The sequence below is a fragment of the Bacteroides sp. RCH18 genome (assembly GCF_058231005.1).
The window spans coordinates 1289602-1308924 of sequence record NZ_JBIPTC010000002.1; the positions used below are offsets into that span (position 1 = coordinate 1289602).

18 protein-coding genes are annotated in these 19323 nt (G+C 44.3%); 15 read left to right on the top strand and 3 right to left on the bottom strand.

Features of this window, described 5'->3' with window-relative positions:
• Positions 1-224: 224 nt before the first annotated feature.
• The 15 genes from ACHLI0_RS20150 (at position 225) to ACHLI0_RS20220 (ending at position 16275) form a co-directional block, all read left to right on the top strand.
• Complete coding sequence (locus ACHLI0_RS20150; RefSeq protein ID WP_008760036.1) at positions 225-956, top strand: type III pantothenate kinase; 732 nt, start codon at positions 225-227, stop codon at positions 954-956.
• Positions 943-2235, top strand: coding sequence for a BamG family beta-barrel-assembly machinery protein (gene bamG, locus ACHLI0_RS20155; protein ID WP_225637444.1), 1293 nt, complete (start codon positions 943-945; stop codon positions 2233-2235). Before ACHLI0_RS20150 ends, bamG begins: the two co-directional genes overlap by 14 nt.
• A 57-nt stretch (positions 2236-2292) precedes the next feature.
• Positions 2293-3618, top strand: a complete 1326-nt coding sequence (locus tag ACHLI0_RS20160; protein WP_008760038.1) for a hypothetical protein — start codon at positions 2293-2295, stop codon at positions 3616-3618.
• Between the two features lie 5 nt (positions 3619-3623).
• Positions 3624-4277, top strand: a complete 654-nt coding sequence (gene lptC / locus ACHLI0_RS20165; protein WP_008764532.1) for an LPS export ABC transporter periplasmic protein LptC — start codon at positions 3624-3626, stop codon at positions 4275-4277.
• Positions 4278-4280: 3 nt separating this feature from the next.
• Positions 4281-5537: a hemolysin family protein gene (locus tag ACHLI0_RS20170; RefSeq protein WP_008760040.1), complete on the top strand. Its 1257-nt coding sequence runs from the start codon at positions 4281-4283 to the stop codon at positions 5535-5537.
• 119 nt (positions 5538-5656) lie between these two features.
• A complete protein-coding gene (locus ACHLI0_RS20175; RefSeq protein WP_008764533.1) occupies positions 5657-7795 on the top strand; it encodes a peptidylprolyl isomerase in 2139 nt (712 codons plus the stop codon).
• A gap of 141 nt (positions 7796-7936) precedes the next feature.
• Entirely contained in the window at positions 7937-8971 is a 1035-nt protein-coding gene (gene rlmN / locus ACHLI0_RS20180) for a dual-specificity RNA methyltransferase RlmN (RefSeq protein ID WP_490750175.1), read from the top strand.
• Between the two features lie 17 nt (positions 8972-8988).
• Entirely contained in the window at positions 8989-10026 is a 1038-nt protein-coding gene (locus ACHLI0_RS20185) for a DUF4837 family protein (RefSeq protein ID WP_074856424.1), read from the top strand.
• A 4-nt stretch (positions 10027-10030) separates the two neighbouring features.
• Positions 10031-11125, top strand: a complete 1095-nt coding sequence (gene pdxA / locus ACHLI0_RS20190; protein ID WP_151209607.1) for a 4-hydroxythreonine-4-phosphate dehydrogenase PdxA — start codon at positions 10031-10033, stop codon at positions 11123-11125.
• A 123-nt stretch (positions 11126-11248) separates the two neighbouring features.
• Positions 11249-12490 carry a sigma-54 interaction domain-containing protein gene (locus ACHLI0_RS20195; RefSeq protein ID WP_008760045.1) on the top strand — a complete coding sequence of 414 codons (1242 nt, stop codon included), beginning with the start codon at positions 11249-11251 and terminating at the stop codon, positions 12488-12490.
• Positions 12477-13004, top strand: a complete 528-nt coding sequence (lptE, locus tag ACHLI0_RS20200; protein ID WP_008760046.1) for an LPS assembly lipoprotein LptE — start codon at positions 12477-12479, stop codon at positions 13002-13004. The genes ACHLI0_RS20195 and lptE overlap by 14 nt, the downstream gene beginning before the upstream one ends.
• A gap of 4 nt (positions 13005-13008) precedes the next feature.
• Positions 13009-13803 (top strand): DUF8458 domain-containing protein, encoded by a 795-nt coding sequence (locus ACHLI0_RS20205; protein WP_119188051.1) that lies wholly within the window; start codon positions 13009-13011, stop codon positions 13801-13803.
• Positions 13804-13809: 6 nt separating this feature from the next.
• On the top strand, positions 13810-14205 hold the full coding sequence (gene secG / locus ACHLI0_RS20210; protein ID WP_008760047.1) for a preprotein translocase subunit SecG: 396 nt from the start codon (positions 13810-13812) through the stop codon (positions 14203-14205).
• Between the two features lie 290 nt (positions 14206-14495).
• Positions 14496-15884: an MFS transporter gene (locus ACHLI0_RS20215; protein ID WP_055216973.1), complete on the top strand. Its 1389-nt coding sequence runs from the start codon at positions 14496-14498 to the stop codon at positions 15882-15884.
• 43 nt (positions 15885-15927) lie between these two features.
• The gene (locus ACHLI0_RS20220; RefSeq protein ID WP_055216975.1) at positions 15928-16275 is read left to right on the top strand and encodes a PqqD family protein; all 348 of its coding nucleotides are present in this window, start codon (positions 15928-15930) and stop codon (positions 16273-16275) included.
• Here ACHLI0_RS20220 and ACHLI0_RS20225 read toward each other — a convergent pair.
• From ACHLI0_RS20225 to ACHLI0_RS20235, 3 genes are all read right to left on the bottom strand, one after another.
• Positions 16265-16552, bottom strand: coding sequence for a basic helix-loop-helix domain-containing protein (locus tag ACHLI0_RS20225; protein ID WP_011109229.1), 288 nt, complete (start codon positions 16550-16552; stop codon positions 16265-16267). The two genes, ACHLI0_RS20220 and ACHLI0_RS20225, sit on opposite strands and share 11 nt — an antisense overlap.
• A 21-nt stretch (positions 16553-16573) precedes the next feature.
• Positions 16574-17638: a DUF4831 family protein gene (locus tag ACHLI0_RS20230; RefSeq protein ID WP_490749919.1), complete on the bottom strand. Its 1065-nt coding sequence runs from the start codon at positions 17636-17638 to the stop codon at positions 16574-16576.
• A 73-nt stretch (positions 17639-17711) separates the two neighbouring features.
• Positions 17712-19223 (bottom strand): NAD(P)H-hydrate dehydratase, encoded by a 1512-nt coding sequence (locus tag ACHLI0_RS20235; protein ID WP_490749920.1) that lies wholly within the window; start codon positions 19221-19223, stop codon positions 17712-17714.
• Between the last annotated feature and the right edge of the window lie 100 nt (positions 19224-19323).

Below are 19323 nucleotides of genomic sequence, written 5' to 3' on the forward strand. Positions count from 1 at the left end.
TGTAACTGATTGATACATAGAGAAATGTCGCGTAAGGAAAAATAACTATGAAACGCAAAGCGGTACCATAATAAGGGATAACTAATAAATTATATATTTAAAAATATATAGTTCGATTTTGGCGTTTGGGACGATATTTGAAATGAAAAAAGAAGATAATTCCTCCTGTATGCTTCAACTTTTCTTTTTTTACTTTACCTTTGCGCCGCTAAAGACGAAAAGTATTGAACTTAATTATCGACATAGGAAATACGACAGCAAAAGTTGCCCTCTTCAATGGAAGTGAGATGGTGGAGGTGTTGACCGAATCCAATCAATCATTGGATAGCTTGGAGGCTCTTTGCTCCAAATACCGGATTGAGCGGGGGATTGTAGCTACTGTCGTCGATTTGAACGAACGGATACTTGCCGAACTGGCTGCTTTGCCGTTCCCTCTGTTATGGCTCAACCATGAGACTCCGTTGCCGGTAGGTAATCTATACGAAACTCCCGAGACATTGGGATACGACCGGATAGCTGCCGTAGTGGGTGCCAACGAGCAGTTTCCTCATAATGACATCTTGGTCATTGATGCGGGCACTTGCATCACTTATGAGTTTATTGACTCGAAAGGACAATATCATGGCGGTAATATTTCTCCCGGCATGCAGATGCGCTATAAAGCGCTTCACCAGTTTACCGGACGCTTGCCGCTGATAGACTCCAACGGGCGCAAACTGCCGATGGGAAGGGATACGGAAACTGCCATCCGTGCAGGGGTGCTGAAAGGAATGGAATATGAAATTTCAGGTTATATTGAGGCTATGAAGCATAAATATCCTGAACTTTTGGTTTTTTTAACGGGCGGAGATGACTTTTCTTTTGATAGCAGCGTAAAAAGTGCCATCTTTGCAGATAGATTTTTAGTGTTGAAAGGATTAAATAGAATTTTAAACTATAATAATGGTAGGATTTAAACACACGATTTGGGCGCTTTTGCTCATGATGGTTACCGGAACGGCAATCGCTCAAAATAATACAAACTCTCCTTACACACGATATGGCTATGGCGACTTGTCCGATCAAAGTTTCGGAAATAGCAAGGCGATGGGTGGAATTGCTTTCGGACTCAGGGATGGAGCACAGATCAATCCAACGAATCCTGCTTCCTATACGGCCATTGATTCGTTGACGTTCCTGTTCGAAGGGGGTGTCAGTTTACAGAATATGAATATTAGTGGTGGTGGCCTGAAGTTGAATGCCAAAAACGCCAGTTTCGATTATCTCGCTATGCAGTTCCGGTTGGCTCCGTGGATGGCGATGAGTGTCGGATTGTTGCCATATTCTAATGTGGGGTATACGGTGTCTGATAGTCAGACGGGGAAAGATGGTTTGGTTACCAGCAGAAGTTTTACCGGAGACGGTGGCTTACATCAAATGTACGTAGGTGCTGGTGTAAAAGTGCTTAAAAATCTCTCTGTCGGTGTGAATGCTTCTTATTTTTGGGGAGACTTAACCCGTGGGAGGGCAGTGTACTATCCGGGAGAATCTTCATCTTATTCTTATCAACGGACAATGGTGGCTTCAATATCGGACTATAAGTTGGATTTTGGTGCACAGTATACACAGACTTTGAACAAAAAGAGTTCTTTGACGGTTGGTGCAGTATATTCTCCTAAACATAAGTTGAATAATGATTATTCATCAACTGTCATAATGGCTGCACAAACTAGCAATCAAGCTTCATATCAGGATAAATTGGACGCCACGTTAGAATTACCCAATACCTTTGGAGTCGGATTTACATATAACTATGACAAGCGTTTGACAGTTGGTGCAGATTATAGCTTACAGCAATGGTCAAAAACTAATTTTGGCGTAGTAACAAGTGACGAGAATGTACGTCAGGACTTTAATGAAACTTTCACCTATTGTGATCGAACAAAAATATCAGTAGGTGCGGAATACATTCCTAATTTGATAGGACGTTCCTATTTCGCCCACATAAAATACCGTTTAGGAGCTTATTATACGACACCGTATTATAAGATTGATGGGAAAAAGGCTTCACGTGAATATGGTGTAACTGCCGGTTTCGGTCTGCCTGTTCCCCGTTCGCGTTCCATACTTAGTATCAGTGGACAGTTTGTCCGCGTAAAAGGACTGGAGACGAACATGGTGAATGAAAATATCTTCCGCGTGAGTATCGGGCTTACGTTCAACGAACGTTGGTTCTTCAAGCGTAGGGTAGAGTAATAAAAGTGAGAGAGAGAGAATAGACGATATTATATAAACAACTAAAATTTAGATACAATGAAAATTAAAACGCTTGTGGCTATGTTGTTCCTTTCGGCTGGAGCAACCACTGTGGTGGCACAGGATGCGTCTAACTGTAACTCAAACAGTAGTATTTCGCATGAGGCTGTGCGTGCAGGAAATTTTAAAGATGCGTATACTCCCTGGAAAGCTGTGTTGGAAAATTGTCCCACACTCCGTTTTTACACTTTTACTGACGGATATAAAATCCTTAAAGGCTTGATGGCTCAGATTAAGGATAAGAATAATCCTGAATATCAGAAGTATTTTGATGAATTGATGAATACGCATGATTTGCGTATGAAATACACAGAAGAATTCCTTGCAAAAGGAACTAAAGTGTCTTCTGCTGACGAAGCGCTGGGTATCAAGGCTGTAGACTATATTGCTTTGGCTCCGAAAGTAGACGCTAACCAAGCCTATCAATGGCTGAGCCAGTCTGTAAATGCAGTGAAAGGCGAATCGGCAGCTGCTACGCTTTTTTATTTCCTTCAGATGTCATTGGATAAACTGAAAGCTGATCCTAATCATAAAGAACAATTTATTCAGGATTATCTGCTTGCTTCAGAATATGCTGACGCTGCTATTGCTGCAGAAACTAATGAAGCAAAAAAGAAAAACTTTATGGGTATCAAAGATAACCTCGTGGCTTTGTTCGTAAACAGTGGTACTGCTGATTGCGAATCTCTGCAAAGTATTTATGGCCCGAAAGTAGAAGCTAACCAGACAGACTTGGCTTATCTGAAAAAAGTAATCGATATCATGAAAATGATGAGATGTACAGAAAGCGAAGCTTATCTGCAAGCATCTTTCTACGCTTATAAGATAGAGCCAACAGCTGAAGCTGCTACAGGATGTGCTTATCAGGCATTCAAGAAAGGTGATATTGACGGTGCTGTGAAGTTCTTTGACGAAGCAATCCAACTGGAAACTGACAACGTGAAGAAAGCAGAAAAGGCATATGCTGCTGCAGCTGTATTGGCTTCTGCTAAGAAATTGTCTCAAGCCAGATCATACTGTCAGAAAGCAATTAGCTTCAACGAGAACTATGGTGCTCCTTATATCCTGATTGCTAACTTGTATGCAATGAGTCCTAACTGGAGTGACGAGTCTGCATTGAATAAGTGTACTTACTTCGCTGTAATTGATAAACTGCAACGTGCAAAAGCTGTTGACCCAAGTGTGGCTGAAGAAGCAAACAAGTTGATTGGTACATATTCCGGTCATACTCCACAGGCTAAAGACCTATTTATGTTAGGTTACAAACAAGGCGACCGTATCACTATCGGTGGCTGGATCGGAGAGACTACAACGATTAGATAAAATTTATGTTGCGAAAACGAAGTAACCGTTTGTTGCATAAAAGCATAAGCATAACAATTGCCTTCGGGGCAATTGTTATGCTTCTTTCATTTTCTTCCTGCGGCGGTAAGAAGAATACGCTGGGCGACGCCATCACAGAACGTGATTCATTACCGGTGATGAATACACTGGGAGTAACTACTCTTATATCCGACTCGGGAGTGACACGTTATCGGGTGAATACAGAAGAATGGACGGTGTACGACCGCAAGAAACCTTCCTATTGGGCATTTGAAAAGGGAGTTTATCTGGAACAATTTGATTCTATCTTTAATATTGAAGCTAGCATCAAGGCAGATACCGCTTATTATTATGATAAGCAGAAACTCTGGAAACTGATAGGGAATGTAGATATACAGAACCGGAAAGGGGAGCGTTTCAATACCGAGTTGCTTTATTGGAACGAAGCAACTCAAAAAGTCTATTCCGACAAGTTTATACGTATCCAGCAGCCGGATCGTGTAATTACCGGACATGGTTTTGACTCCAATCAGCAAATGACCGTTTATGTCATTCAGAATATTGAGGGCATTTTCTATGTTGACGAAAATGGGGGAACTGCTCAACCGGAAGTAAAAGCATTGCCGCCGGATTCGACGAAAAAAGATTCTGTGAAATAAACTATGAATATTTATATCTCTTTACTCATCACTATGGCTTTCTCCGCTTTCTTCTCAGGAATGGAGATCGCGTTTGTCTCAGTAGATAAGTTGCGCTTTGAAATGGAACGTAAGGGAGGAATCACATCCCGTATTCTTTCCATCTTTTTCAAGAACTCGAACGAATTTATCTCTACCATGCTGGTAGGAAACAATATAGCATTGGTTATCTATGGTATATTGATGGCACAGATCATCGGTGATAATCTGTTGGCTGGTTTTATTGATAACCACTTTCTGATGGTGTTGGCGCAGACCGTCATCTCTACTCTGATTATTTTGGTGACTGGAGAGTTTCTTCCTAAAACATTGTTTAAGATCAATCCCAATCTGGTCTTGAATGTTGCCGCTATTCCGCTTTTTATTTGTTATGTCATTTTATATCCTGTCTCGAAGTTATCTTCCGGTTTGTCTTGCCTTTTTCTTCGTATATTCGGTATGAAGGTAAATAAGGATGCTTCGGACAAGGCTTTCGGAAAAGTCGATCTGGACTACTTCGTGCAGAGTAGCATCGATAATGCTGCGAATGAAGAAGAATTGGATACGGAAGTGAAAATCTTTCAAAATGCACTTGATTTCTCAAACATAAAAATACGTGACTGTATCGTTCCGCGTACCGAAGTCGTTGCGGTTGACCTTACTACTTCGCTGGATGAACTCAAGAGTCGTTTTATAGAATCCGGGATCTCGAAGATCATCGTGTATGACGGAAATATCGATAATGTGGTCGGTTTTATCCATTCGTCGGAAATGTTTCGTGATCCGAAAGACTGGCGCGATAACGTGAAAGACGTGCCGATCGTACCCGAAACGATGTCTGCCCACAAACTGATGAAGCTGTTTATGTTGCAAAAGAGGACGATTGCCGTGGTAGTGGATGAGTTTGGAGGTACATCCGGCATTGTGTCGTTGGAAGATTTGGTAGAAGAAATATTTGGTGATATAGAAGATGAACATGACAATACTTCCTATATCTGCAAGAAGATTGACGAAGATGAATATGTTTTGTCGGCTCGTCTGGAGATAGAAAAAGTCAATGAAATGTTCGGACTTGATCTGCCCGAATCGGACGACTATCTGACAGTAGGCGGATTGATACTGAACCAATATCAGAGCTTCCCGAAACTGCACGAATTGGTACGTGTCGGCCGTTATCAGTTTAAAATAATCAAGGTGACAGCGACAAAAATAGAACTTGTACGCTTAAAAGTCATGGAATAATGGCGATAACCGTGAAATTTTTAGCTAATAAATAGAAGCATATTAGCATTTTTTGTATCTTCGTGCGCTAAAATGACAATAGAAAGAAATAATAATAAACATAAATCGTATTAATCAAAATGGCAACATTACAAAACATTAGGTCGAAAGGACCTCTATTGGTGATTGTTATCGGTTTGGCGCTGTTTGCTTTCATCGCGGGTGACGCGTGGAAGGTGATGCAACCGCACCAGGCACATGACGTAGGTGAGGTGAACGGAGATGCTCTTTCCGCTCAAGAGTATCAGAATCTGGTAGAAGAATATACCGAAGTGATAAAACTCTCCCGTGGAGTGACTGCACTGAACGACGAACAGACCAATCAGGTGCGCGACGAAGTATGGCGTTCCTACGTTAATAACAAACTGGTTGAGAAAGAAGCAAAAGCATTGGGACTGACAGTTTCTGCTGCTGAAATTCAGGATATCCTGAAAGCAGGCGTGCATCCGTTGTTGCAACAGACTCCTTTCCGCAACCCGCAGACCGGTGCTTTCGATAAGGATATGCTCAATAAGTTCCTGGTAGATTACGCTAAAATGAACGAATCTCAGATGCCGGCTCAGTATGCAGAACAGTACAACAACATGTACAAATACTGGTCATTCATCCAGAAGACATTGGTGCAGAGCCGCCTGGCAGAAAAATATCAGGCATTGGTAGCAAAAGCGCTTCTCTCTAACCCGGTAGAAGCACAGGACGCTTTCGACGCAAGAGTGAATCAATATGATTTGTTGATGGCTGCCGTTCCTTATTCTTCTATAGTAGATTCTACAATCGTTGTGAAAGAATCGGAACTGAAAGACCTTTATAACAAGAAAAAAGAACAGTTCAAGCAATATCAGGAAAGCCGTGATATCAAGTACATTGATGTTCAGGTGACTGCAAGTGCGGAAGACAGAGCTGCTATCCAGCAGGAAGTAGACGAAGCTACTGCACAGCTGGCTACTACAACAGATGACTATACTTCTTTTATCCGTTCTGTAGGCTCGGAAGCTCCTTATGTAGACTTGTTCTATAATAAAACAGCTTTCCCGTCAGATGTAGTTGCCCGTCTGGACTCTGCATCCGTTGGTTCTGTTTATGGTCCGTACTATAATGGTGCCGACAATACTATCAATTCATTCAAAGTGGTTGCAAAAACAGCTGCTGCCGACTCAATCGAGTTCCGTCAGATTCAGGTGTTTGCAGAAGACGCTTTGAAGACAAAAGCCTTGGCGGACAGTATCTATACTGCTATCAAAGGCGGTGCTAACTTCGCAGATCTGGCTAAGAAATACGGTCAGACGGGTGAGACTAACTGGATGAGCTCTGCACAGTATGAAGGCGCACAGATCGATGGTGACAACCTGAAGTTTATCTCTGCTATCAATAATACAGGCGTGAACGAAGTAGTAAACCTGCCGTTGGGACAAGCTAATGTAATCCTGCAAGTGACTAACAAGAAAGCTGTGAAGGATAAATATAAAGTAGCTGTTGTGAAACGTGAAGTTGAATTCAGCAAAGAAACTTATAACCGTGCTTACAATGATTTCAGCCAGTTCATCGCTGCCAATCCTACTGCTGAAAAGATGATCGCTAACGCTGAAGAAGCCGGATACAAACTGCTTGACAGAAGAGACTTGTATAGCTCAGAACATACTATCGGTGGTGTAAGAGGTACTAAAGAAGCATTGAGATGGGCATTTTCCGCTAAACCGGGTGATGTTTCCGGTTTGTATGAATGTGGCGAAAGCGACCATATGGTTGCAGTAGCTCTGGTTGGTGTTACTCCGGAAGGATATCGTCCGCTGAAAGCTGTACAGGATCAGTTGAGAGCTGAAATCGTTAAAGATAAGAAAGCCGAAAAGATCATGGCTGACATGAAGGCTGCCAATGCAACTTCTCTCGACCAGTACAAGGCTATGTCCGGCGCAGTCAGCGATTCTTTGAAGCTGGTTACATTTGCCGCTCCCGCTTATGTTTCTGCATTGCGCAGCAGCGAACCGTTGGTAGGTGCTTATGCTTCTGTGGCTGAAATGAATAAACTGAGCGCTCCGATCAAAGGTAATGCCGGTGTATTTGTGCTTCAGATGTATGGCAAAGACAAACTGAGCGATACTTTCAACGCTAAAGATGAAGAAGCTACATTGGCTAACATGCACGCACGCTTCGCAAGCCGTCTGATGAACGACCTGTATCTGAAAGGAAAAGTGAAGGATACACGTTACCTGTTCTTCTAAGATTAGTCGTAAAAACGATAACTGCAAAAGGTCGTTCCATGCTTTGGAACGACCTTTTTTGCTAACTTTTACATCCTTGCTATACGGAAATCGACTTTATTTCCTTACATTTGCAAATATAAACCATGAACAGAAAGAATGATGTCTAAATATCCCCTCTTAGGAATGACGCTTATAGAGCTGCAGTCACTGGTGAAACGTCTGGGAATGCCGGGCTTTGCAGCCAAACAGATTGCATCCTGGCTTTATGATAAGAAGGTGACTTCGATTGATGAAATGACTAACTTGTCGTTGAAATACCGGGAGTTACTGAAGCAGAACTATGAGGTAGGAGCTGAAGCTCCGGTGGAGGAAATGCGCTCTGTAGACGGTACGGTGAAATACCTGTACCTTGTGGGCGAGAATCATTTTGTGGAGTCGGTGTATATTCCGGATGATGAACGGGCGACTTTATGCATCTCTTCGCAGGTAGGCTGCAAAATGAACTGCAAGTTCTGTATGACCGGGAAACAAGGCTACTCTGCCAACCTGACCGCCCATCAGATTATCAATCAGATTCACTCCTTGCCGGAACGGGACAAACTGACGAATGTCGTTATGATGGGAATGGGCGAACCGCTCGATAATCTGGAAGAGGTGTTGAAGGCATTGGACATACTGACTGGGTCCTATGGTTATGCATGGAGTCCGAAGCGGATTACCGTTTCAACTGTCGGATTGCGGAAAGGATTGCGGCGCTTTATCGAAGAAAGCGACTGTCACCTTGCCATCAGCCTGCATTCTCCGGTGACCGCCCAGCGTGCGGAACTGATGCCGGCGGAGAAAGCCTTTTCTATCACGGAAATGGTGGAACTGTTAAAAAACTATGATTTTAGCAAACAGCGTCGACTTTCGTTTGAGTATATTGTTTTTAAGGGGCTTAATGATTCGCAAGTTTATGCCAAGGAGTTACTCAAACTGCTTCGCGGACTGGATTGCCGGATTAACCTGATCCGTTTCCATTCTATTCCGGGAGTAGCCCTTGAAGGAGCCGATATGGATACGATGACCCGTTTCCGTGACTATCTGACCACGCACGGGCTTTTCACTACCATTCGTGCTTCGCGGGGAGAGGATATTTTTGCGGCATGCGGTATGCTGTCGACTGCGAAACAGGAGGAAAATAATAAAAGTTAATATAAAAATCGAACATCATGAAAAAGTACTTTTTTTATTTAAGCATGGCTCTGGTAGCCTTCGTAGTTGCTTCTTGTGGATTAAAGGGGAATCATACCTCTAGTGGTCGTCCGTATGAACTGCTGGTTGTAGTAGATGCGGGAGTGTGGGACCGTGCCGCCGGAAGGGCCTTGCATGATGTGCTTGATTCTGACATGCCGGGACTGCCCCAGTCGGAACCTTCTTTCCGGATTATGTATACTTCACCGAAGGACTATGATTCTACGCTGAAGTTGATCCGTAATATTGTGATAGTAGATATAAAAGATATTTATACCAAAGGTACTTTCAAGTATGCGAAAGACGTTTATGCTTCTCCACAGATGATACTGACCATTCAGGCTCCGAACGAAGAAGTGTTTGAGAAGTTTGTGGAAGAAAACAAGCAGACGATTATCGACTTCTTCACTCGCGCTGAAATGAACCGTCAGATTACTTTGCTGGAGGAAAAGCACAACAACTTTATCTCAAATAAGGTAGATAGTCTGTTTGGCTGCGATATCTGGATACCTTCCGAACTGAATAACTCCAAGACAGGAGAGGACTTCTTCTGGGCATCTACCAATACAGGCAGCGCGGATCGCAATTTCGTGATGTATTCTTATCCTTATACTGACAAGGATACATTCACCAAAGAATACTTTGTTCATAAGCGCGATTCCGTGATGAAAGCCAATATCCCCGGATATAAAGAAGGCGTATATATGTCGACAGACTCGTTACTGACCGATGTTCGTCCGATTAACGTGCACAATGACTACACGATGGAAGCTCGTGGATTGTGGCGCATGAAGGGTGACTTCATGGGTGGTCCGTTCGTTTCCCATACTCGTCTGGATCAGAAGAACCAACGTATTATTACAGCAGAAATATTTGTATATTCACCCGATAAAATGAAACGCAATCTGGTTCGCCAGATGGAAGCATCTCTTTATACGCTGAAACTTCCGCAAGAAGGTCAGCAGAGCCAGATTCCACTGGGGGTAACCAAAGAAGCGGAACCAACTAATAAATAAAAACATGGAAGAAAACAAAATAAGAATCGGCATTACCCAAGGAGATATCAACGGGGTAGGTTATGAAGTGATCTTGAAGACATTCTCAGACCCTACCATGCTTGAGCTATGTACTCCGATTATCTACGGTTCACCTAAAGTAGCGGCTTACCATCGTAAAGCACTGGATGTACAGGCTAATTTCAGCATTGTCAACACAGCTTCCGAAGCCGGATACAACCGTCTGAGTGTAGTGAACTGTACGGATGACGAAGTGAAAGTGGAATTCTCCAAACCCGATCCCGAAGCAGGTAAGGCTGCATTGGGTGCTTTAGAACGTGCCATAGAAGAGTATCGTGAGGGGCTGATCGACGTCATTGTGACAGCTCCGATCAACAAACATACCATTCAGTCGGAAGAGTTCTCTTTCCCCGGTCATACGGAGTATATTGAAGAACGTCTGGGCGATGGAAACAAGTCACTGATGATCCTGATGAAAAACGATTTTCGTGTGGCTTTAGTAACGACGCATATTCCGGTAAGGGAGATTGCCACAACGATCACCAAGGAACTGATTCAGGAAAAGCTGATGATTTTCCATCGTTGTCTGAAACAGGATTTCGGTATCGGTGCGCCCCGTATTGCAGTGCTTTCACTGAATCCTCATGCAGGAGACGGCGGACTGCTGGGCATGGAAGAACAGGAAATTATTATCCCTGCCATGAAAGAAATGGAAGAGAAAGGGATCATCTGTTACGGTCCTTATGCTGCGGACGGTTTTATGGGTTCGGGCAATTATACTCACTTTGACGGAATCCTTGCTATGTATCATGATCAGGGACTGGCTCCGTTCAAAGCCCTGGCTATGGAAGACGGTGTGAACTATACCGCCGGACTGCCGGTTGTACGTACCTCTCCGGCCCATGGAACAGCTTATGACATCGCCGGTAAAGGACTGGCCAGCGAAGACTCTTTCCGCCAGGCTATTTATGTAGCGATTGATGTATTCCGCAACCGCCAGCGCGAGAAAGCGGCACGGATAAACCCGTTGCGGAAGCAGTATTACGAGAAACGGGACGATAGTGATAAACTAAAACTGGATACAGTAGACGAAGATTAAGTAATAGGTATTAAGTAATAAGTATTAAGTATTAGCCATGCGGATGGAAGCGAGATGATCATGATGGTAATACTTAATACTTATTACTTAATACTTATTACCTATTACTTAATATTAAGATAGATGACCAAAGCGGAGATACAACAAGTGAAACAGCGTTTCGGTATTATTGGCAATACCGAGGCTTTATCACGTGCCATAGATGTTGCCATTCAGGTAGCGCCTACCGATTTGTCTGTGCTGATTACCGGAGAAAGTGGTGTCGGAAAAGAAAGTTTTCCACAGATCATTCATCAATATAGCCGGAGAAAGCATGGGCAGTATATTGCTGTCAACTGTGGTGCCATACCGGAAGGTACGATCGATTCCGAACTGTTCGGACACGAGAAAGGAGCATTTACCGGTGCTATTGGTGAGCGGAAAGGATATTTTGGAGAAGCTGACGGTGGAACCATCTTCCTTGATGAAGTGGGAGAGTTGCCGTTGCCTACACAGGCGCGTCTGCTCCGTGTACTTGAAAGCGGTGAATTTATCAAGGTAGGTTCATCCAAAGTGCAAAAGACGGATGTACGTATTGTGGCAGCTACCAACGTGAACCTGACACAAGCCATTGCCGAAGGACGCTTCCGGGAAGATTTGTATTATCGGTTGAACACGGTGCCTATTCAGATACCACCTTTGCGTGAGCGCGGAGATGATGTGCTGTTGCTGTTCCGCAAGTTTGCCGCAGACTTTGCCGAAAAGTACCGGATGCCGGCTATCCAGCTGACGGAAGATGCCAAGAAGATATTGCTTGCTTATCCGTGGCCGGGAAACGTCCGGCAGTTGAAGAACATCACAGAGCAGATTTCGATTATAGAAACAAACCGTGAGATAACGGCTGCGATTCTGCAGACCTATCTTCCGGCACAGAATACCCAACGCCTTCCGGCACTGTTCGGCACACGCGAGAGCAAGAGCTTTGAGAGCGAACGCGAAATACTATATTCTGTCTTGTTCGATATGCGCCAGGAAGTGGCGGAACTGAAGAAGATGGTGCACAATATGATGGCCGAACGTGCGGGACAAGTCGGACAGATGGGGCAGGTAGTGGCTACTCCGGTAGTGACAACGACGCACCAACCTTCCGTGCCGGCCATTATCCATGCTGTGCAGCAACCGTCTGTTTGTCCCAAAGAAGACGATGACGATATTCAGGACACGGAAGAGTATGTGGAAGAAACCCTTTCGCTCGATGAAGTGGAAAAAGAAATGATACGTAAAGCGCTTGAGAGGCATCATGGTAAGCGGAAAAGTGCGGCGAAGGATCTGAATATCTCCGAGCGTACCCTTTACAGAAAAATAAAAGAATATGAATTGGATTAAGAAAATAGCACGACCGCTGATATTGGTTGTTTTACCGGCAGTCATCATCGCCTGTAGTGTGTCCTATAAGTTTAATGGCTCCTCTATCAATTACGATAAGGTGAAGACCATTTCGATTGCTGATTTCCCGATTAAGTCGGAGTATGTGTATGCTCCGCTGGCTACCAAGTTCAATGAAGACCTGAAAGATATCTTCATCAGACAGACCCGTCTGCAACTGCTGAAACCGAACCAGAATGCGGATCTGCAGATTGACGGTGAAATTACGGGCTACAACCAGTATAACCAGGCAGTGTCTGCCGATGGTTACTCTTCGGAAACGAAGCTGACCATCACGGTCAATGTACGCTTTGTCAACAACACAAATCACGCCGAAGACTTCGAACAACAATTCTCAGCTTTCCGTACCTATGATTCCAGCCAGCTGCTGACAGCCGTACAGGATGGATTAATAGCGGAAATGAGTAAAGAGATAACCGACCAAATATTTAATGCAACTGTAGCAAACTGGTAATTTAATGACTTCTGTTAACTTGCAACAATGGATTCAGCATCCCGAGACGCTGAATAGGGATACTTTGTACGAACTGCGCAACCAGCTCGCGAGGTATCCGTATTTTCAGTCGCTCCGGTTGTTGTATCTCAAGAACCTGTATATTCTCCACGACATTAATTTCGGTGCGGAACTGCGGAAAGCCGTTCTGTATATCGCCGACCGACGGAAACTGTTTCATCTGATCGAAGGCGAACGCTTCGCTGTCGAATCCCAGAAGAAAGGGCTGCCTCTCTCTGAAGTATTGAAAGATGAGCCTACCGTCGACCGGACACTGGCTCTGATCGATGCTTTCCTTTCGACGGCTCCCGAAGAAGTAACCAGTCAGACAAGCTTTGATTACTCTATGGACTATACGGCATACCTTCTCGAAGAGACACCTGTCGCCGACGAGCCGGCAGAGGCAATGCCCAAGTTGAAAGGACACGAGCTGATTGACAACTTTATTGAAAAAAGCGAGACTGATCCAGTCGTATACCTGAAACCTTTGAAGGAAGAAGAGAAAGCAAAGGCAGCTTCTTCCGCTGAAACAAACGAAACGGGCAGAACAGACGAAACAACTGAAACCAACACCGTAGAAGAGGAAGATGACAGCTGCTTCACAGAAACTTTGGCCAAAATCTACGTAAAACAGCAACGATATTCGAAAGCTCTTGAAATAATTAAAAAATTAAGCTTGAAATATCCAAAAAAAAATGCTTACTTTGCAGACCAAATCAGATTTTTGGAGAAATTGATTATTAACGCTAATTCAAAATAACTAAAAATGTACTTATTATTCATTATCTTAATGGTGATTGCAGCCTTGCTGATGTGCTTCATCGTGCTGATTCAGAATTCAAAAGGAGGCGGACTTGCTTCTGGTTTTTCTTCATCAAACGCTATCATGGGCGTGCGCAAGACTACAGATTTTCTGGAAAAAGCAACTTGGGGTCTGGCTATCTTCATGGTTGTGATGAGCGTTGCTACTGCTTACGTTGTTCCTTCTTCTTCTGCAGCTAAAGATGTATTGTTGGAACAAGCACAGAAAGAACAACAAACCAACCCGTATAATATGCCTACCGGTACTGCTGCTCCTCAGACAGATGCTACTGCTCCTGCAGAGTCTGCACCTGCAACAGAAGCTCCGGCTACTGAAACTCCTGCTCCTGCAGCAGAATAATTCAGTGACAGGATATTCGGTTTAAACTTATTGAGTGAACGGGCTTTTTGACCCGTTCTCTTCATTATAGGCGCGAATTACGCGAATTACAAGAGATTCTAATAGAATTGTGTAATACGTGTGGTTCGCGCCTATCTTTATTATTGGGTTCGGTCTGCTCTTCTTCATACAGGAATATCCGGTTAGATGTCCTTTTTCTTATAAAATGTTCTCCTTTTTTAGTAAAACAAATGATAATTAGTTAACTTTGTTGCCCGTTACGAGATTATTAACTCCTTTTAAATATTACAATGACAGAACAATTGAAACAAAAGCTGAATGACTCCGCAGTGCTGCGTTGGAGTGTTCTAGCATTAGTCGCTTTTACCATGTTGTGCGGCTACTTCCTCACAGACGTTATGTCTCCTCTGAAACCCATGCTTGAAAAAGAACTTCTCTGGGACAGTTTAGATTACGGTTTTTTCACCAGTGCTTATGGCTGGTTTAATGTATTCCTGCTGATGCTCATCTTTGGTGGTATCATTCTGGATAAGATGGGAGTACGCTTCACCGGAATGGGTGCCTGTTTATTGATGGTGTTTGGTTGTGGATTGAAATATTATGCTATTACTACTACTTTCCCGGAAGGTGCGATGCTTTTCGGATTCAAGATGCAAGTCACATTGGCTGCATTGGGTTATGCCATCTTTGGTGTAGGAGTCGAAATTGCGGGTATCACCGTTTCGAAGATTATCGTGAAGTGGTTTAAAGGCAAAGAGATGGCTCTCGCTATGGGACTGGAAATGGCGACCGCGCGTATTGGAACAACTTTGGCCATGGTGCTTACCGTTCCTTTGGCAGACTTCTTCGGGGCTACGGATGAGAGCGGCGTATTCCATACCAATATTCCCGCTCCGATTCTGTTCTGTCTCGTCATGCTGTGCGTAGGTACCATCGCATTTTTCATCTATACTTTCTATGATAAGAAACTGGATGCTTCACTGGATGCGGAAGGACTGGAACCGGAAGAACCTTTCCGCATGAAAGACATTGTCTATATCATTACCAACAAAGGATTCTGGCTGATCGCATTACTGTGCGTATTGTTCTATTCGGCTGTATTCCCCTTCATCAAGTATGCGGCCGATTTGATGGTACAGAAGTACAATGTTGATCCGAAACTTGCGGGAACGATTCCCGGATTGCTGCCGATTGGCGCGATCATCCTGACACCATTGTTCGGTTCATTGTATGACCGTATCGGTAAGGGAGCCACGCTGATGGTGATCGGGTCGGTGATGCTGATTTTTGTACACACGATGTTCGCTCTTCCTATTCTGAATATATGGTGGTTTGCAACGGTGATCATGATTATTCTGGGATTTGCTTTCTCATTGGTTCCTTCGGCAATGTGGCCTTCGGTTCCGAAGATTATTCCGGAGAAACAGTTGGGAACGGCTTATGCGTTGATCTTTTGGGTACAGAACTGGGGATTGATGGGCGTGCCTTTGCTGATCGGATGGGTGTTGAACTCTTATTGCAAAGGTCCGGTTGTGGATGGTGCACAGACTTATGATTATACCCTGCCGATGGCTATTTTTGCTATGTTCGGTGTACTTGCCCTGATTGTTGCCTTGATGCTGAAAGCAGAAAACAAGAAGAAAGGCTACGGACTGGAAGAGGCAAATATTCAGAAATAATCCAGTATATATTCTATCTGAAAAGATATAAAAGAGAAAAGATATGGCTACGAAAGAGAAAATAAACCTCCTGGAGGTGATCCCTTGTCGTAACGAACATATTAAAGCTGAACAGGAAGGGGAGACTATTGTGCTCTCCTTCCCTCGTTTTAAACGTTCGTGGATGAGTCGTTATTTATTGCCGAAAGGAATGTCCAAAGATATTCATGTGCGTCTGGAAGAACACGGTACGGCCGTATGGAACCTGATAGACGGCCAGCGGACGGTTCGTGAGATTATAGAAAAACTCGCAGACCACTTTCAGCATGAAGCAGGCTACGAGTCTCGTGTATCTACTTATCTTTCCCAATTACAGAAAGACGGATTTATTAAATGGATAATTATCCATTAAAAAAGATTGCCCACAGGAGGACAGCACATCCTATCAGTACGCCCATAATGATGAGCGTTCCCCATACGAAATAGCTGTTATCTTTTTCTTTTTTCTTTTCCGAATCCTTGATGATGCGTTCCATCTCTTCCGGAGTCGTATCCGGCAGAAGATAGGGGTCGTTGTTTCTTCTAAGTCGCCCTAACTTGTCATTTCTCCGTTCACGGCGTAAGCGGGAGGCTTCTTTGCCGTCTTTCAGCCGACGTATCATGTCGAGCATATGTCCTTCGCCACCCATCGTTTTGTTTTTTTAGAGGTTTTATTTGCTTTCTTCTCTATCTACTTTCAGTAGTCCACCGGTCACCGGATCAAAGTAAACTTTGATGGTCGAGTTCTTGTTGAATAATACTGGAGCAAGGTATTCTATGATACCGAACTGAGTAACAGGTATTTCTCCTTCATACAATTTCTTTTTGCCGTCCGTCAGCGTCACCATTGCCTGTCCCGGTACGTTATAAGCAATGCCTTCCATCTCTTTCTTCTTTTTCCCGTCCTCTTGCGGAATCTTCACCGTTTTCAGGTCTTTCAGACTGATGTAGAATGGAGTGCCTGCCAAATCGTTGTTGGCAACTATACCCAGCTTCTTTGAAAAGCGGAAAGCTACCTCATTGTCGAATTCCTTATCCGGAGTGAGGCGGACAGTAAATGTCTTTTCTTCTTTATTGCGGACTCCCGAAAACATCTCGGTCATGGCTTCTTCCTGAAGATTCAGGTTGTCGAGCATGATTTTGAGTTGTGCGCCGTCCGAAGGCATATTATCTGCTTGTCCGCGCAATAATGCGTTTTTACTTTCGCGGATATTATAGATTTCCTTTGCTACCAGTTCGGCCATCTTGGCGGTAGAACTTGCCATCAGAATTTCTTCTGTGAGGAAGTCGCGGGGATTGGCTTTTCGTTGGGGAGCAACGGCATTGTTTGCTGCATTCTTTGCATTGTTACTACTGTAGGGGACGTTGATTGATTTGATAAGACCCTCTTCAGTCAGTTCCATAAGAGGAGCTACGGTTTTGTCTTTCAGTTTGACGAAATAAGTAGCTTCGCTGTTTGGTATACCTACAGGTTTCACCTTGACGCTGTTCAATTCCCAGTATTCTTCGGGTTCGGCAGAGACGTTGGTCAGTCTCAGGTAGCGGTCGGCGTATTTGCTGAATTCACCCGGCTTATAGTTGACTTTGTTTGCTTTTATTTCTATTTCTATCTGGGTTTTGGGGAGGGCGTACACTACTCCGTAGTCTTTTCCTCGTGTCACTCCTGTCAGCACTTCGGTCTGCGCATAGGCGGAAGTTGCCATTAGTAGTCCTGTTGCTATGATTAACTTTTTCATATTCGGTTCTTTTTAGCTGATTTTGAAAAACAAAGTTAATGAAGTTATTGAATAAACCGTAAGTTCTTAACTTTTATTCGCTTACAAGTCGCCATGCCGTCGGCAGACAGGTCACGATATCACTTGCGATTAATCCGATCATGCCCTGTTTTTTCTGGGCGATGTCTCCGGCCAATCCGTGAATGTAAGTACCGATCTTTGCGGCATCCTCGGCAGGATAGCCTTGCGCAAGGAGTGCAAGGATTACTCCTGTCAGTACATCTCCGCTGCCTCCTGTTGCCATACCGGGATTACCGGTCTGGTTGAAGTAACATTTGCCTTCGGGGGTAATAATGGCGGAATAAGCTCCCTTCAGAATGATATGTACTTTGGCAGTGTGCGCCAGTTCGCAGGCTTTCATCAGTCGTTCGTATGAGTCCTGACATTTGCCGACCAGACGTTCCAGTTCTTTCGGGTGAGGGGTGAGGATGGAACCTTTCGGCAGATGGGTGAGCGTATGTCGGTGATTGGCCAGAATATTGAGCGCGTCGGCATCCACTACGGTCGGAGTCTGACAATGTTCCAGTTGTTCTATCAGGGCGGCTTCCGTTTCCTCGCTGCGACCGAGTCCCGGACCGATGCCGACAGCTTGATAATCATCCGTATCGGTAGGTACGGCAAAGCATGTTTCGCTGACATCTGTTTCTACTATGGCTTCGGGGGCAGACGTTTGCAGAATATCGTTGTTGCATAACGGCGCGTGTACGGTCAGCAGACCTACTCCCGAGCGCAGGCAGGCACGGGCGGCCAGTACCGATGCACCTGCCATTCCTTTTGAGCCGGCTATCAGCAAGGCATGTCCGAAGTTTCCTTTATGGGCGAATTGCTGGCGTGGTTTGATCAGCGAACGGATTTCTTCGATTTCCAGCATTTCGTAGTTTGTTTCAGTCTCTTCGATTCCTTCTTCGCTCAGCTGGATGTCCAATAATTCCCATTCGCCAACAAATTCTGTATTTTCGGCAAAGAGGAAGGCCAGTTTAGGAAGTTGCAGACTGAAAGTGACGTCCGCACGGATAATATTGCTTTTTACATTGAATGTATTTTCTTCTCCCATCAGTCCGGAAGGGATGTCGATGGAGACTACCATGGCGGGAGAGGCATTGATATATTTCACAACGGCAGCGAATCCTCCGCTCAATGGTTTGTTGAGTCCGGAACCGAATAATCCGTCGATCACGAGATGCTCCGATGTCAGTGTGGGAGGGACGAACTGGGTGCTGATTTCATGGAAAGTTACTTCTTCCATCATCTCTACCAGTTCTTTGTTGGTCTGGCAGTCGGGCGAAAGTTCGCCTTTCGTGTTGAAGAGATATACTTCGATCTTGTATCCTTTTTCCGCCATCATGCGGGCGACGGCGAGGGCGTCTCCGCCATTATTGCCCGGTCCGGCAAAGATGGTGACAGGTGTTTCCGGATTCCATCTGTTGGTGATGGCTTTAGTCAGCGCCTGTGCGGCACGCTCCATTAAATCTATGGATGCAATCGGTTCATGTTCAATGGTATAGGCATCTAACTTCTTAATGCTGCTGCTTGGAAATATTTTCATTGCGATATTCTTTTAGTTTTCGACGCACAAACTTACACAAAAACTCTGAATTAATCCTTTATTCCGGTTGGTTTTCGGCTTTAGATAAAGTGGCAAATTG

Excerpts from the sequence above, each read along its gene's own strand:
- ACHLI0_RS20170 (WP_008760040.1), top strand. The coding sequence starts at position 4,281 with ATGAATATTTATATCTCTTTACTCATCACTATGGCTTTCTCCGCTTTC.
- bamG (WP_225637444.1), top strand. The coding sequence starts at position 943 with ATGGTAGGATTTAAACACACGATTTGGGCGCTTTTGCTCATGATGGTT.
- lptC (WP_008764532.1), top strand. The coding sequence starts at position 3,624 with ATGTTGCGAAAACGAAGTAACCGTTTGTTGCATAAAAGCATAAGCATA.
- ACHLI0_RS20220 (WP_055216975.1), top strand. The coding sequence starts at position 15,928 with ATGGCTACGAAAGAGAAAATAAACCTCCTGGAGGTGATCCCTTGTCGT.
- ACHLI0_RS20205 (WP_119188051.1), top strand. The coding sequence starts at position 13,009 with ATGACTTCTGTTAACTTGCAACAATGGATTCAGCATCCCGAGACGCTG.
- ACHLI0_RS20225 (WP_011109229.1), bottom strand. The coding sequence starts at position 16,552 with ATGGGTGGCGAAGGACATATGCTCGACATGATACGTCGGCTGAAAGAC.
- pdxA (WP_151209607.1), top strand. The coding sequence starts at position 10,031 with ATGGAAGAAAACAAAATAAGAATCGGCATTACCCAAGGAGATATCAAC.
- secG (WP_008760047.1), top strand. The coding sequence starts at position 13,810 with ATGTACTTATTATTCATTATCTTAATGGTGATTGCAGCCTTGCTGATG.
- ACHLI0_RS20215 (WP_055216973.1), top strand. The coding sequence starts at position 14,496 with ATGACAGAACAATTGAAACAAAAGCTGAATGACTCCGCAGTGCTGCGT.
- ACHLI0_RS20195 (WP_008760045.1), top strand. The coding sequence starts at position 11,249 with ATGACCAAAGCGGAGATACAACAAGTGAAACAGCGTTTCGGTATTATT.
- ACHLI0_RS20230 (WP_490749919.1), bottom strand. The coding sequence starts at position 17,638 with ATGAAAAAGTTAATCATAGCAACAGGACTACTAATGGCAACTTCCGCC.
- ACHLI0_RS20235 (WP_490749920.1), bottom strand. The coding sequence starts at position 19,223 with ATGAAAATATTTCCAAGCAGCAGCATTAAGAAGTTAGATGCCTATACC.
- ACHLI0_RS20185 (WP_074856424.1), top strand. The coding sequence starts at position 8,989 with ATGAAAAAGTACTTTTTTTATTTAAGCATGGCTCTGGTAGCCTTCGTA.
- ACHLI0_RS20160 (WP_008760038.1), top strand. The coding sequence starts at position 2,293 with ATGAAAATTAAAACGCTTGTGGCTATGTTGTTCCTTTCGGCTGGAGCA.
- rlmN (WP_490750175.1), top strand. The coding sequence starts at position 7,937 with ATGTCTAAATATCCCCTCTTAGGAATGACGCTTATAGAGCTGCAGTCA.
- lptE (WP_008760046.1), top strand. The coding sequence starts at position 12,477 with ATGAATTGGATTAAGAAAATAGCACGACCGCTGATATTGGTTGTTTTA.
- ACHLI0_RS20175 (WP_008764533.1), top strand. The coding sequence starts at position 5,657 with ATGGCAACATTACAAAACATTAGGTCGAAAGGACCTCTATTGGTGATT.